At 70.1% G+C, this 13,018-nt stretch carries 15 protein-coding genes; 5 read left to right on the top strand and 10 right to left on the bottom strand.

Annotated features, from left to right (window positions below; all coding sequences use genetic code 11):
* The first annotated feature begins 13 nt into the window (after positions 1–13).
* Positions 14–376 (top strand): MarR family transcriptional regulator, encoded by a 363-nt coding sequence (locus ACIHAD_RS45355; RefSeq protein WP_397361059.1) that lies wholly within the window; start codon positions 14–16, stop codon positions 374–376.
* Here ACIHAD_RS45355 and ACIHAD_RS45350 read toward each other — a convergent pair.
* From ACIHAD_RS45350 to ACIHAD_RS45340, 3 genes are all read right to left on the bottom strand, one after another.
* Positions 373–1,176 (bottom strand): alpha/beta fold hydrolase, encoded by an 804-nt coding sequence (locus ACIHAD_RS45350; protein WP_397361058.1) that lies wholly within the window; start codon positions 1,174–1,176, stop codon positions 373–375. The two genes, ACIHAD_RS45355 and ACIHAD_RS45350, sit on opposite strands and share 4 nt — an antisense overlap.
* On the bottom strand, positions 1,173–3,395 hold the full coding sequence (locus ACIHAD_RS45345) for a SpoIIE family protein phosphatase (RefSeq protein WP_397361057.1): 2,223 nt from the start codon (positions 3,393–3,395) through the stop codon (positions 1,173–1,175). Before ACIHAD_RS45345 ends, ACIHAD_RS45350 begins: the two co-directional genes overlap by 4 nt.
* Positions 3,396–3,518: 123 nt before the next feature.
* Complete coding sequence (locus tag ACIHAD_RS45340; protein ID WP_397361056.1) at positions 3,519–4,223, bottom strand: metal-dependent transcriptional regulator; 705 nt, start codon at positions 4,221–4,223, stop codon at positions 3,519–3,521.
* A 102-nt stretch (positions 4,224–4,325) separates the two neighbouring features.
* Between ACIHAD_RS45340 and ACIHAD_RS45335 the strand changes: the two genes are divergently transcribed.
* Positions 4,326–4,949 carry a UdgX family uracil-DNA binding protein gene (locus ACIHAD_RS45335; protein WP_397361055.1) on the top strand — a complete coding sequence of 208 codons (624 nt, stop codon included), beginning with the start codon at positions 4,326–4,328 and terminating at the stop codon, positions 4,947–4,949.
* Here the strand turns inward: ACIHAD_RS45335 and ACIHAD_RS45330 are convergent.
* Both ACIHAD_RS45330 and pdxH read right to left on the bottom strand, forming a co-directional pair.
* Positions 4,895–6,181 (bottom strand): MFS transporter, encoded by a 1,287-nt coding sequence (locus ACIHAD_RS45330; RefSeq protein ID WP_397361054.1) that lies wholly within the window; start codon positions 6,179–6,181, stop codon positions 4,895–4,897. The two genes, ACIHAD_RS45335 and ACIHAD_RS45330, sit on opposite strands and share 55 nt — an antisense overlap.
* Before the next feature lie 10 nt (positions 6,182–6,191).
* On the bottom strand, positions 6,192–6,869 hold the full coding sequence (gene pdxH / locus ACIHAD_RS45325; RefSeq protein WP_397361053.1) for a pyridoxamine 5'-phosphate oxidase: 678 nt from the start codon (positions 6,867–6,869) through the stop codon (positions 6,192–6,194).
* Positions 6,870–7,022: 153 nt separating this feature from the next.
* Here pdxH and ACIHAD_RS45320 point away from each other — a divergent pair, with 153 nt between their 5' ends.
* Together ACIHAD_RS45320 and serC are read left to right on the top strand one after the other, a co-directional pair.
* A complete protein-coding gene (locus ACIHAD_RS45320) occupies positions 7,023–8,129 on the top strand; it encodes a citrate synthase 2 (protein WP_397361052.1) in 1,107 nt (368 codons plus the stop codon).
* A gap of 111 nt (positions 8,130–8,240) precedes the next feature.
* Positions 8,241–9,350 carry a phosphoserine transaminase gene (serC, locus tag ACIHAD_RS45315; RefSeq protein WP_397361051.1) on the top strand — a complete coding sequence of 370 codons (1,110 nt, stop codon included), beginning with the start codon at positions 8,241–8,243 and terminating at the stop codon, positions 9,348–9,350.
* Here the strand turns inward: serC and ACIHAD_RS45310 are convergent.
* Entirely contained in the window at positions 9,347–9,718 is a 372-nt protein-coding gene (locus tag ACIHAD_RS45310) for a BlaI/MecI/CopY family transcriptional regulator (protein ID WP_397361050.1), read from the bottom strand. The two genes, serC and ACIHAD_RS45310, sit on opposite strands and share 4 nt — an antisense overlap.
* A gap of 37 nt (positions 9,719–9,755) precedes the next feature.
* Between ACIHAD_RS45310 and ACIHAD_RS45305 the strand changes: the two genes are divergently transcribed.
* Entirely contained in the window at positions 9,756–10,334 is a 579-nt protein-coding gene (locus tag ACIHAD_RS45305) for a TIGR00645 family protein (protein ID WP_397361049.1), read from the top strand.
* 3 nt (positions 10,335–10,337) lie between these two features.
* Here the strand turns inward: ACIHAD_RS45305 and ACIHAD_RS45300 are convergent, their stop codons facing one another.
* From ACIHAD_RS45300 to ACIHAD_RS45285, 4 genes are all read right to left on the bottom strand, one after another.
* Positions 10,338–10,958 (bottom strand): rhomboid family intramembrane serine protease, encoded by a 621-nt coding sequence (locus ACIHAD_RS45300; protein ID WP_397361048.1) that lies wholly within the window; start codon positions 10,956–10,958, stop codon positions 10,338–10,340.
* 112 nt (positions 10,959–11,070) lie between these two features.
* Positions 11,071–11,835, bottom strand: coding sequence for a crotonase/enoyl-CoA hydratase family protein (locus ACIHAD_RS45295; protein ID WP_397361047.1), 765 nt, complete (start codon positions 11,833–11,835; stop codon positions 11,071–11,073).
* A gap of 6 nt (positions 11,836–11,841) precedes the next feature.
* On the bottom strand, positions 11,842–12,615 hold the full coding sequence (locus tag ACIHAD_RS45290; RefSeq protein WP_397361046.1) for an SDR family NAD(P)-dependent oxidoreductase: 774 nt from the start codon (positions 12,613–12,615) through the stop codon (positions 11,842–11,844).
* A 48-nt stretch (positions 12,616–12,663) separates the two neighbouring features.
* Entirely contained in the window at positions 12,664–13,002 is a 339-nt protein-coding gene (locus ACIHAD_RS45285) for an STAS domain-containing protein (protein ID WP_138689510.1), read from the bottom strand.
* Positions 13,003–13,018 lie beyond the last annotated feature (16 nt).

Here is a 13,018-nt window from a genome sequence, read left to right as displayed (position 1 = left end):
TTATTGTACATGCATGGATAAACCTATCGGATACTGGGTGAAGCACCTCGACAACCTGCTGGAGGACGCGATGGGCCAGACCCTGTCCGCGTACGGCGCCTCGCGCAGGGAGTGGCAGCTTCTCCACGCCACCGCCCGCGATCAGAACGCCACCGCGCTGGCGCCGTTCGAGGGCGTGGAGGAGGCCGTACAGAGTCTGACGTCGAGGGGATGGCTCGCGGACGGACAGCTGACCGCCGAGGGAAGGGCCACGCACGCCGCGGTCTCCGAGCACGTCACCCGCTTCAGGCGGCGCATCACCGAGGGCGTGAGCCCCCAGGAGTACCTGACCGCCGTCGACGTGCTGCGCCGCATGGCGGCCAACGCCGAACGTTAGACGGCCACCCGGTCGGCCTCCAGCACGACCCGGGCGACCAGCCGGGGATCGTCGCTCATCGGCACGTGCCCGCAGCCCTTGAGCAGCCTGACCCGCTGCCCCGACCACCGCGCCGCGCGCACGGCCTGGCGGCGCGGCAGCAGCCGGTCACGCTCGCCCCACGCGATCGTGACCGGGCACTTGGGCGGAGCCGGCGGCATCAGCCCGCCGAACGACTCCAGCGTCTCGTCGAACCCGGCCGCTCCGGCCAGCGCCTGCGTGGCCGCGACGAGCCCGGCGGGGTCGAGCCGGCCCGGCCGGGCGACCAGGATGCCGCTGGACAGGGCGCGCGTGAACGGGCTGCCGGCCGCCATGGCCGCCTGCTCCGGCGACATCGCGCGGGCCGAACCCCGCAGGGCCTTCAGCGTCGACTGACAGTAGAGCAGCTCGGACCGCGACCAGAACCCGGCCGGCGACAACGCGGTCGCCGCGCGCACGACGCCGCGCGAGGCGAGTTCGAGCGCGATGTAACCGCCGAGCGAGTTGCCCACCACGTGCGGCTCCCGGATGCCGAGCAGCGCGCAGAACGACTCGACCGCGTCCGCCAGCGACTCCGCGGTGTACGGGATGCCCGCCGGCAGCCGCGGCGACACCCCGAAACCGGGCAGGTCGATCGCGATCACCGTGTGGTCGGCGGCCAGCCGGTCCATCACGGGCAACCACGCCTGCCAGTGGTGTCCGATGCCGTGGACGAGGATCAGCGGCTCGCCGGTGCCCCGGCGTTCGAAGGCCAGCTCCATGCGGCCCAGTGAACCACTCACCTGCTCCGGGTGGGAATCTCGAACCAGACCGCTTTGCCTTCCCTGGTGGGACGGGACCCCCAGCGCTTGGCGAGCTGGTCGACCAGGTAGAGGCCGCGGCCGCCCTCGTCGTTCTCACCGGCGCTGCGGATGCGCGGCAGGCGCAGGTCCTGGTCGAACACCTCGACCCAGACCGACTCCTCGCCCCTGCGCAGCCTCAGCGTGAACTCCTTGTCGCCGACCGGCTCCTCCTCGAAGCCCGGCACGTCCCAGGAGTCCTCGAACGGCAGCGGCGGCCCCTCGACGACCAGCTCCCGGCGCGGGGAGTTGGCGGTGGAGGCGTGGAGCACCACGTTGGTGACGACCTCGGAGACGAGCAGGCAGGCCAGCTCGGCGCGTTCCTCGGGCACGTTCCAGCCGGAGAAGGCCTCGGAGGCCATGCGGCGCGCCTCGCCGACCATGATCGGCTGGGCCGGGAAGGTGCGCTCCTCGACGTCGAGGTCGACGTCGCTGGAGCGGACGACCAGGATCGCCATGTCGTCGTCGATCTCGCCGGGCACCGCGATCGTGGCGGCGTCGGCGATGCGCTCGACGTCGGCGTCGGCCATCTTGGCGAGCTTCTCGCACAGCACGCCGAGCGTCTCCTCCTCGCTCGGCATCCGCCCGTCGCGGCCCGGACGCCGGTCGACCAGGCCGTCGGTGTAGAGCAGCAGCGCCGCGCCCGGCGGCAGGGTGCGGGTCTCCTCCTTGTAGACCAGGTCGGCGTGCAGGCCCTTGGCCCGGACGCCGAGCGGCTGGCCGACCTCCTCGATGTCCATCTCCAGGCACCGGCCGTCGACCACCAGCAGCGGCGGCGCGTGCCCGGCGTTGGCGAAGGAGAGCTGGCGGGACCAGGCGTCGTAGACCAGGTACTGGCAGGTGACGATGGGCGGGATGCTGACGTCGGCGCCGTTGTCGTCCTGCTCGGGGGTGGCGATGATGCGGGTCCACTCGTCGAGCCTGGCCAGGATGTCGGCGGGTGACTTGTCGTCCTGCGCGAAGGCCCGCAGCGCCGCCCTGAGCTGGCCCATGATGGCCGCGGCCTTGGCGCCCCTGCCCTCGACGTCGCCGATCACGATGCCGACCCGGCCGGCCGAGAGCGGGATCACGTCGTACCAGTCGCCGCCGACCTGGGTCTGGATGCCCTGGCCGTGGGAGGCGAGCGGGGCGGCCGGGTAGTAGCGCACCGCGATGTCGAGGCCGTCGAGCTGGGGCAGCGCCCTCGGCAGCAGGTGCTTCTGGAACGACTCGGCCGTGTGGCGCTCCTCCTCGAACAGCAGCGCGTTGTCGATCGCGAGGGCCACGCGGGTGGCGATGGCGCCCACGAAGTCGCGGTCGAAGGCGTCGTAGTGGGGGCTGCGCCGGTCGGTCAGGTCGGACAGGCCGAGGTACATCAGGCCCAGCGTCTCGCCGCGCACCAGCAGGGGGGCGACGATGGCCGAGGTCATGCCGATCTCGCTGGCCAGGCGCGCGCTGCCCTCGTGGGGCATCGGGTAGCTGGTGGTGGAGAAGTCCTCGACGAGGATGGTCTCCTGGCGGCGCAGCGCGGTGTCGGCGTAGTGGCCGGAGGGGTAGCGGATCTCCGCGCCCACCGGCTTCCACGTACCCGCGGGCGGGGTCCACCCCTGTACGTGCTCCGAGACCCGGCGGACCAGCCGGTCGCCCTCCATGAGCTCGATGAAGCAGTGGTCGGCGAACTGCGGCACGAGCATCTCGGCGACGCGCTTGAGCGTCTCCTCGACGTAGAGGGAGCCCGCCAGGCGTTCGCCGATGCGTTCGAGGAGCCCGAAACGGTCTTTCTCGCGTTCGTTGCTGCGCAGGGCCTCGCGGGCCAGGATGACGATGCCGGTGACCGAGCCGGACGGGTGACGCAGCGGCACGGCCTGGGCGCGGACGTAGACGATCGTGCCGTCGCCGCGCCTGACGTCGAACGTGCCCTCCCACACGCCGCCCTTGAGCACGTGCTTGGCCAGCTCGATCGCCAGCGGGTGGTCCTTCTCCATGATCCCGAGGGACAGCACGGACGCCTCACGCGCCGACGCCTTGCCGGGACCGCCGAACAGCTGCTCGGCGAACGGATTCCAGTAGAGGAGATTGCTGAAGCGGTCTGTCACGACCACTGCCATTTCGGCATGGTCCAGAACGGACCCGGCACCAAGGTGATCAGCCGTTTCTTGTGACAGATCCCCCCATCGCTTCATCCGGAGACCACTCCTTGGGGTGGCTTGTGCGCACAGCGGACCACGGGCGCTCCTGCAACTGTCTTGGCCAGGGGGAAGTGGAGGGCCTCCCGAGAGGGATTCAACCAAGTGGCTGCGCGCGCGTCAGCGCTTGGAGACAAAAACGTGCGCGGCAACGTCACGCGGAAGCTCCGCGGGAGTGTCGTTCGCGTCACCGTCACCTGTCACCCGCACACCGTCGTCGCTCGCCGCGAGCGTCACCTCGCGTCCGGGTTGTATCCCAACTTGCTTGAGTTTAAGCATCACAGCAGGATCGCTTTGCACTTGTTCGCTGATCCGGCGCACCACGACCGGTATGTCTCTCGGCCCGGCGGCCTCGGACATCGAGGTCAGGACGTTGGCCGCGCCCTCGGCCGCCTCCTGCGCCCCCAGCTCGGCCAGCCCCGGGATGGGGTTGCCGTGCGGGCAGACCGTGGGGTTGTCGAGCAGCGTCACCAGCCGCGCCTCGACCGACTCGGACATGACGTGCTCCCACCGGCACGCCTCGATGTGCACCTCTTCCCAGGGAAGGCCGATGACCTGGGTGAGCAGGCATTCGGCCAGGCGGTGCTTGCGCATCACGCGCGTGGCGAGCGTGCGGCCCAGGTCGGTCATCGACAGGTGCCGGTCGCCCTCGACGCGGACGAGGCCGTCGCGCTCCATGCGGGCGACGGTCTGGCTCACGGTGGGGCCGCTCTGCTGGAGGCGCTCCGCGATGCGGGCGCGAAGGGGGACGATGCCCTCCTCCTCGAGCTCGTAAATCGTGCGGAGATACATCTCCGTCGTGTCGATCAGGCCGTGTGCGGTCAAGGCTCCTCCCAACTGAAATGCTACGCCGGTCGTGGCGGGGACTGAGCCCGTCCGCTACGGGCACAGAAGTCTTCAGGAACCCTATTGGGAGAACGACCGACGATGGTTAAGGACGGCAACAACGGGGCGGCCGAGTTCCTTCCCGACCGGCGTGATCTCGGCTCCCTGCGAACCGCGGCGGCCCGTTGCGAGGGCTGCGACCTGTACGCCGCAGCGACCCGGACGGTGTTCGGAGAGGGCCCCGAGCAGGCCCGTTTCATGCTGGTCGGCGAGCAGCCCGGGGATCGCGAGGACCGCGAGGGGCATCCGTTCGTGGGGCCTTCCGGACGCGTACTGGACCGGGGGCTGGAGGAGGCGGGAATCGACCGGGACGCGGTCTATTTGACAAACGCTGTCAAACATTTCTCCTTCACTCCCAGAGGAAAGAGAAGGATTCACCAGAAGCCGACCGTGGCCGAGATCGAGGCGTGCCGGCCGTGGCTCGGCGCGGAGCTGGCCCTCGTGCGACCCGAGGTCGTCGTGGTGCTCGGCGCGACGGCGGCCAGGTCGCTGCTGGGCAGGACGTTCCGGCTGACCGGGCACAGGGGCGAGCCGGTGCCGCTCGGCGACGCGCTCGCGGTGGCCACGATCCACCCCTCGGCGGTGCTGCGCGCACCCGACAGGGACGCGGCCTACGCGGGCTTCGTCTCCGACCTCAAGGCGGCGGCGCGGGTGTCGGAGCGGTAGTTGCGGAACCCGGCCACCGACAGGCCGACGACGAGCACGGTGACCGCGCACGCCAGTCCCCCGCCCACCCAGGCGCCGGTGAGCCCGAACGCGGTCGCGGTCGCCCCGGCGCGCAGGTCGCCGAGGCGCGGGCCACCCGCCACGACCACCATGAACACGCCCTGCATCCGCCCGCGCATCTCGTCGGGGGCGTAGAGCTGCAGGATCGACTGCCGCCACACCGACGAGATCACGTCGGCCACGCCGCCGACCGCCATGAACGCCACGACCAGCCACAGCTCGCGCACCAGCCCCGCGGCCGCCACGGCGAGCCCCCACATGGCGATGGCCAGCACCAGCGCGACGCCCTGCCGGGAGATCCGGCCCACCCAGCCGGAGAACAGCGCGCCGGCGACCGCGCCGATGGCCATGGCGGAGGTCGCCCAGCCGAGCGCGGTCATCGAGCCGCCGAAACGTTCGGCGGCCAGTTCGGGGTAGAGGGCGCGCGGCATGGCGAAGACCATCGCGATGATGTCCACGACGAACGACATCAGCAGCACCGGGCTCCTGGCGATGAAGCTGAGGCCCTCCCAGACCGCCCGGGCTCCCGGACGTCCCACCTCGGTCAGCGGGGGCAGGGCGGGCAGCCTGAGGGCCGCGTAGAGGCCGCCGCCGAACAGCAGGGCGTCCACCGCGTAGGCGGCGGCGTAGTTGGGGTCGTCCCCGCCGGTGGCCAGCAGGACGCCGCCGACCATCGGGCCGACGACCGCGCCGAGGCTGTAGACCAGCGAGTTGAGCGCGTTGGCGGCGGGCACCAGCTCGGGGTCGAGGATGCGGGGGATCACCGCGCCCCTGGTCGGCCCGGTGATCGCGAACCCGGTGGCGTTGACCGCGGTCGCCGCGAAGATCAGATAGACGTTGCCCAGCCCGAGCAGGGCCTGCCCGAGGATGAACAGCGTGGCCGCCCAGGAGATGAGCGAGCCGACGACGAGGAGCCTGCGCCGGTCCACGGCGTCGGCGACGGCCCCGCCCCACAGCCCGAAGACCAGCAGCGGGACCAGGTTGGCCATGCCCAGCAGGCCCACCCAGAGCGAGGAGTGGGTCAGGTCGTAGACCTGCTGGCCGACCGCCACGACGGTGACGGTGACGCCCACGTTCGAGACGGCCTGACCGGACCAGATCCGCCGGTACGCGGGCACGGCCAGCGGCCTGGTGTCCACAAAATGACGTTTGACCAGCTCCCCGAATGCCACCTAAGGCAATTTAAGGGGCAAGTCTTTCCAAGGCCCAACCGGGTCGGGTACGCCGGTACCGCAGCCTGTCGTGCATCCGGTCGAGCTGTCCCTGCCAGAACTCCACCTCGGTCGGCGTGACCCGGAAGCCACCCCAGAAGTCGGGCACCGGCGGATCCTCCGGCCAGCGGGCGGCCAGCTCCTCGTAGCGGTCGTCCAGCTCCTCGCGCGAGCGGACGACCGCCGACTGGCGCGAGGCCCAGGCCCCGATGCGCGAGCCGTACGGGCGGGAGTTGTAGTAGTCGGCCGACTCCTGGTGGGAGATGCGGGCGACCGTGCCCTCGATGCGGATCTGGCGGCGGATGGCGTGCCAGGGGAACAGCAGCGAGGCTCGTCCGTTCTCGGCCAGGTCGCGGCCTTTGCGGGACTCGTAGTTGGTGTAGAAGATGAAGCCCTGTTCGTCGTAGCCCTTGAGCAGGACGGTCCTGGCGCTCGGCCGGCCGCCCGCGGAGGCGGTGGCGAGGACCATGGCGTTGGGTTCGGGCAGGCCGGATTCGAGCGCCTCCTGGAACCAGACGGCGAACTGGGCGATGGGGTCGGACGCGAGGTCGGTTTCGAGCAACGGCTCGCCCTCGTACGTTCGGCGTAGCCCAGCCAGCAGGGGCGGGCGCGGGGTGGCATCCACGAGACGGTATTCTTGCGCGCTCATGTGGCAGATCCCATAGAAGGCTCCCTACCAGCGGGTTTGGCGTTTCGGCGGGTCCCGAGACCGACCATGAGCTGGGAGGGGGTTAAATTGACCCGCCGGTATCTCGACATCAAGGCATTGCCGTTACATGGCAAGAAAGGGAGGCGGCCGAGCATGTCCGACTTCAAACCCGGCCTCGAAGGCGTCGTGGCTTTCGAGACCGAGATCGCGGAACCGGACAAAGAAGGGGGCGCCCTTCGATACCGGGGTGTCGACATCGAAGAGCTGGTCGGCCGTGTCCCGTTCGGGCACGTTTGGGGCCTGCTGGTCGACAACAAGTTCCAGCCGGGCCTGCCCCCGGCGGAGCCGTACCCCATCCCTGTCCACTCCGGTGACATCCGTGTAGACGTGCAGAGCGCGCTGGCCATGCTGGCTCCGGCCTATGGCTTCAAGCCCCTGCTCGACATCAGTGACGAGGAGGCCCGCGACCAGCTCGCGCGTGCCTCCGTGATGGCGCTCTCCTTCGTCGCGCAGTCCGCGCGCGGCCTCGGCCTGCCGATGGTTCCGGAGAGCCGGGTCGACGAGGCGAAGACCATCGTCGAGCGTTTCATGATCCGCTGGCGCGGTGAGCCTGATCCCAAGCATGTCAAGGCCATCGACGCTTACTGGACCTCGGCCGCCGAGCACGGCATGAACGCGTCCACGTTCACCGCCCGCGTCATCGCCTCCACCGGCGCGGACGTGGCCGCGGCGCTGTCCGGCGCCGTCGGCGCGATGTCGGGTCCGCTGCACGGCGGCGCCCCCGCCCGCGTGCTCCACATGATCGAAGGCGTGGAGCAGCTCGGCGACGCCAAGAAGTACGTGCAGGGCGAGCTCGACAAGGGCAACAGGCTCATGGGCTTCGGCCACCGCGTCTACCGCGCGGAGGACCCGCGCGCCCGCGTGCTGCGCCGCACCGCCAAGGAGCTCGACGCGCCCCGCTACGAGGTCGCGGCGGCGCTGGAGCAGGCCGCCCTGGAGGAGCTGCACGCCCGCAAGCCCGACCGGGTGCTCGCCACGAACGTCGAGTACTGGGCGGCCGTGGTGCTGGACTTCGCCGAGGTGCCCTCGCACATGTTCACCTCGATGTTCACCTGCGCCCGCACGGCCGGCTGGGCCGCGCACATCCTGGAGCAGAAGCTCACGGGCCGGCTGGTGCGTCCGAGCGCCAACTACATCGGCCCGGCCTCGCGTCCGCTCAGCGACGTCCCCGGCGCCTCCGAGGTTGCCGGCACGATCTGACACGATTTCGCCTGTGTCATGAACGGCCCGCCCGGTCAAGGGCGGGCCGTTCCGCGTCTCATTCGGCGGACCCGTGCGACGTCACCCGGACGGCCTCAGTACGCTGGGCGCGTGGCTGACATCGTGATTCCCGCTGACATCAAGCCCGCCGACGGCCGCTTCGGCTGCGGGCCCTCGAAGGTTCGCACCGAGCAACTGGCCGCGCTCGCCGCCTCCGGCGCGAGCCTCATGGGCACCTCCCACCGCCAGAAGCCGGTCAAGAACCTGGTCGGCCGCGTGCGCTCCGGCCTCGCCGACCTGTTCTCGCTGCCCGAGGGCTACCAGGTCGTGCTGGGCAACGGCGGCACCACCGCGTTCTGGGACATCGCGGCCTTCGGGCTGATCAGGGAGAAGTCCCAGCACCTGGCGTTCGGCGAGTTCTCCTCGAAGTTCGCCGCGGTCGCCAAGAAGGCGCCCTGGCTGGCCGACCCGAGCGTGATCAAGTCCGACGTCGGCACCTACCCCACCGCGGTCGCCGAGGACGGCGTCGACGTCTACGCGCTCACCCACAACGAGACCTCGACCGGCGTCGCCATGCCGATCTCCCGCATGGGCGGCGACGACTCGCTGGTGCTGGTCGACGCCACCTCCGGCGCGGGCGGCCTGCCGGTCGACATCGCCGAGACCGACGTCTACTACTTCGCCCCGCAGAAGAGCTTCGCCTCCGACGGCGGCCTGTGGATCGCGATCATGTCGCCGCGCGCCCTGGCCAGGGTCGAGGAGATCGCCGCCTCCGGCCGGTACGTCCCCGAGTTCTTCAGCCTGCCGATCGCGATCGACAACTCCGGCAAGGACCAGACCTACAACACGCCCGCCGTGGCCACGCTGTTCCTGCTGGCCGACCAGCTCGACTGGATGAACGGCAACGGCGGCCTGGCCTGGACCACCACCCGCACGGCCGACTCCAGCCAGCGCCTGTACACCTGGGCCGAGAAGTCGTCCTACGCCACGCCGTTCGCCGCTCCGCAGTTCCGCTCGCAGGTGGTCGGCACGATCGACTTCACCGACGACGTCGACGCCGCCGAGGTGGCCAAGGTGCTGCGCGCCAACGGCATCGTCGACACCGAGCCCTACCGCAAGCTGGGCCGCAACCAGCTCCGCATCGCGATGTTCCCGGCCATCGAGCCGTCCGACGTCGAGGCGCTGACGGTCTGCGTCGATCACGTGGTCGAGCGGCTCTAGCCCGGTCCGCGCCGGCCGGTCCGGCGGGCCAGCTCGTCCAGGAGCGCCAGCGCGTCGTCCTCCTCGACGCTCTGCGCGAACCTCGTCAGCACCGGCAGCTTGTCGGTGCTGACGTCAAGGGCCTCCAGCATCAGACGGCTGACGTGCTCTGCCCTTGAGCAGGCGGCCGCGTAGCGGAAGGCGTTGCGCGCGGGCGTGCGCACGAGCAGGCCCTTGCGCACCAGCCGCTCGGCGACGGTCTGCACGGTCGTGTACGCGAGGTCGCGTTCCTCGTTGAGCCTGTCCAGAAGCTCCCTGACGCGCATGGCCCGGCCGGTATCCCACAGCACGTTCATGATCGCGCGTTCCAGGGATCCCAGGTTCGCCAACTCACCAGTCCTCCGGCTCGATCAGTAGGAAACATTCTTGCCCGAACAGCCCCCGATCGGCCAGGGGCGAGCGCTGCCCCGGAGCCTCGGCCACCTCATGTTCGCCAGCCGCTGGCTGCAGGTCCCGCTCTACCTGGGCCTCATCGTGGCGCAGGCGGTGTACGTCTGGCAGTTCATGACCGAGCTGTGGCACCTGATCAGCAGCGTCTTCCTGCACCCGGCGACCGGCGACGGCACGTCGGCCGAGGTCGTCGTCATGCTCACGGTCCTGGCGCTGATCGACGTCGTGATGATCTCCAACCTGCTGATCATGGTGATCATCGGCGGCTACGAGACGTTCGTCTCGCGCATCAACCTCAACGACCACCCCGACGAGCCCGAATGGCTCTCCCACGTCAACGCCAACGTGCTGAAGGTCAAGCTGGCCACGGCCATCGTGGGCATCTCGTCGGTGCACCTGCTGCAGACGTTCATCCGGGCACGCGACGTGCCCAACGACAAGATCATGTGGCAGACGATCATCCACCTGGCGTTCGTGGCCTCGGCGATCGGCCTGGCGCTCATCGACCGCATGCTCTCCAGCTCGCCGGCCGAGCACACCAAACCGCACCTGTAGGGCTCACAGCGGCGCGGGCAGCTCTTTCCTGCGCCGCAGCACCCAGGCGGCCACCACGCCGCCCAGGAGCCCGAACAGGTGGCCCTGCCAGGAGATGCCCTGCTGGTTGGGGAGCAGGCCCCACAGGATCGAGTAGTAGGCCACGCCCACGCCGATGCCGATCAGGATGTCCACCAGGCGACGGTCGAACAGGCCCCTGGCCAGCACGAAGCCGAAGTAGCCGAAGACCAGGCCGCTGGCGCCGATCGTGATCACGCCGGGGCTGGACACCCACGTGCCGACGCCGCCGATCAGTACGATCAGCAACGTGGCCCAGAGGAACCTGCGGATGTCGCGCACCGCCGCCAGGAAGCCCAGCACCAGCAGCGGCAGCGAGTTGGCCATGAGATGGCCGAAGCCGCCGTGCAGGAAGGGCGCGAAGAAGATGCCCACCAGGCCGTCGGGGTCCCAGCCCGCGATGCCGTACGAGTCGAGCGCGCCGCCCATCACGTAGTCGACGCCTTCCAGCACCCACATCACGGCGAGCATGGATCCGAGGATGACGATCGCCTTGATCGCACTCGACAGGAAGGTGCCGGCGCCGTGCTTGGCCGACTCGAACCTGGAACCGGAATGGTCGCTCATGCGCTCTCCTGGTGGTCGTCTCCTCTTTTTTACCGTACGCAGGAAAGCTCACGCGCGCGCGTTGACGCGGCCCCTCCCGGACGTCCGGGAGGGGCCGGCGTGCCGGCGGGGGCTACTCGCCCTTCCACTGGGGGGCGCGCTTCTCGGCGAAGGCCGCCGCGCCCTCCATCGCGTCCTTGGAGCCGAACACCGGGTTGATGATCGCGCCCTGCTTCTTGAACATCTCCTCCAGCGACCAGTCCTGGGACTCGATGATCACCTTCTTGGTCGCCGCGAGCGCCAGGGGTGCGTTGGCGGCGATCTTGCGGGCCAGCTCCAGCGCGCCCTCCAGGGCGGCCCCGGGCTCGGTGATCCGGTTGACCAGGCCCAGCTCGTACAGGCGGGAGGCCGGGTAGTGGTCGCCGGTCAGCGCGATCTCCATGGCCACGTGGTACGGGATCCGCCGCGGCAGCCGCATGATCCCGCCCGCGCCGGCCACCAGCCCGCGCTTGGGCTCGGGCAGCCCGAACGTGGACTCCGACGAGGCCACGATGACGTCGCAGGACAGGGCCAGCTCGAACCCGCCGGCCAGCGCGTACCCCTCGACCGCGGCCACCAGCGGCTTCTTGGGCGGCGCCTCGGCGATGCCGCCGAAGCCGCGTCCCTCGACCACCGGGAAGTCGCCGGACAGGAACCCCTTGAGGTCCATGCCCGCGCAGAACGTGCCGCCGGCGCCGGTCAGCACGTACGCCGAGATCTCGGCGCGGGCGTCGAAGGTGTCCAGCGCCTCGGCGATCCCCCGGGCCACCGCGCCGTTGATCGCGTTACGCGCCTTCGGCCGGTTGATGGTGATGATCGCGACGTTCCCGGACTCCTCGACGAGCACTTCGTCAGACACGAAACCTCACTTGGGCTGGAAGCGGATGCCGCCGTCGAAGCGCACGACCTCGGCGTTCATGTAGTCGTTCTGGATGAGCGAGTGGACGAGGTGGGCGAACTCGTCGGCCCGGCCCATGCGCTTGGGGAAGACCACCGGGGCCACGAGCTTGGCCTTGAACTCGTCGGCGTTGCCCGAGAAGCCGTAGATGGGGGTGTCGATGATGCCGGGGCAGATCGTGTTCACGCGTACGCCGATGGCCGCCAGGTCGCGCGCGGCGGGGACCGTCATGCCCACGATGCCGCCCTTGGAGGCGGAGTAGGCGAGCTGGCCGGTCTGGCCCTCCAGGGCGGCGACGGAGGCCGTGTTGATGACCACTCCGCGCTGGCCGTCGGCGTCGGCCGGCTCGGTGGCGGCGATGGCGGCCGCGGCGACGCGCATGAGGTTGAAGGTGCCGATCAGGTTGACCTCGATCACCTTGCGGTACGTGGCCGGGTTGTGCGGCTTGCCCTCGCGGTTGACCGTGCGCTCGGCCCAGCCGATGCCCGCGCTGTTGACCACGACGCGCAGCGGCTTGCCCGTGGCCACGGCCGCGTCGACGGCCGCCTGCACCTGATCGTCGTCCGACACGTCCGTCCTGACGAAGACGCCGCCGAGCTCGTCGGCGACGGCCTTGCCGCGCTCCTCGTTGAGGTCGGCGATGACCACGGTGGCGCCCGCTCGGGCCAGCTCACGGGCCGTGGCCTCACCGAGGCCGCTGGCACCGCCGGAGATGATTGCTGCAGATCCGTTGACGTCCATATCCCGGACCTTAACGCGCCAACCGAATGAAGTTCTACTCGGGGCGGGTTAAATTCCCCCCACGGCGCTGTCGACGTCGGAGTACACCTTGATCCGCCGGTCGAGCCCCGTGGTCCGCAGGATGCGCGCCACGGGCGCCTGCGGCGCGGCCAGGGACACCCCGCCGCCCTCTCCGGTGGCCAGCCGCCAGGCCTCGATCAGCACCGAAAGACCGCTGGAGTCCATGAACGACAGCTGCTGCAGGTCGAGCACGAGCCTGGCGCTGTCCTGCTTGATGGCGTCGCGTACCTCGTCGCGGAGGAACGGTGCGGTGAACAGATCGAGCTCTCCCTCAACCGCCACCACCACGGCGTCACCCAGGGCGTGTCGCGCAAGCCGCAGCTTCATTTGGCCCCTCCTCGAT

The organism is Nonomuraea sp. NPDC052265 (assembly GCF_044547985.1).
GTDB lineage: Bacteria > Actinomycetota > Actinomycetes > Streptosporangiales > Streptosporangiaceae > Nonomuraea.
Note: the sequence above shows the minus strand (reverse complement) of the source record. Positions and strands in the feature narration are given on the sequence as shown.